The following is a 588-nucleotide window of genomic DNA, read 5'->3' as shown; positions in this document are numbered from 1 at the left end:
CTCATAGCCTTTGCCGGCGCGCTGGTGGTGCTGCCGATCCTGGTGGCCGGGCGACTGTTCGGCGAACGACAGAAAAACTATGCCGAGCTCAGACGTCTGTCTGGCCGCCTTGAGTTGGCCCTGGAAGCTTCTGGAATTGGCGTGTGGGAGCACGACCTGGCCACAAAAGAACTGCTATGGGACGACCGCGTCAACCAGATCTACGGCAAGCCAGCCGATGGCAAACCGCGCGGTTATGAAGACTGGGCGATGGCCATTCATCCCGAAGATTTTGACAGGACGCGCCAGGAGTTCGACGCGGCCGCCGAGAGGGAGGGACCGTATTCTTCGCAATATCGAGTCCTGCTAGCGGACGGTACCACGCGCCACGTGCGCACGCGCGCAGCCTTCTTCCAGGACATCGGCGGCACGCCGAAGATGATCGGCGCCGAGTGGGACGTCACCAGCGACGTGCTGCTCAATGAGACGCTCATTCGAGAGCGCCAGCTGTCGGAATCGAAAAATGCCGAACTCAAGGTCGCAAAGGCGCATGTAGAGCATGTTGCGCTGCACGACCCGCTGACCGGCCTGCCCAACCGCCGCTATCTC

Annotated in this window: 1 protein-coding gene; it reads left to right on the top strand. The window is 61.7% G+C overall.

All coding sequences use genetic code 11. From position 1 onward, the window contains the following. On the top strand, nucleotides 1-588 hold a 588-nt coding region (locus tag EOA22_RS36545), incomplete at both ends, for a GGDEF domain-containing protein (RefSeq protein WP_164756332.1).

It is taken from the genome of Mesorhizobium sp. M7A.F.Ca.US.014.04.1.1 (genome assembly GCF_003998745.1).
Classification (GTDB): domain Bacteria; phylum Pseudomonadota; class Alphaproteobacteria; order Rhizobiales; family Rhizobiaceae; genus Mesorhizobium; species Mesorhizobium ciceri.
This window is presented reverse-complemented; position numbering and strand designations above follow the sequence as displayed.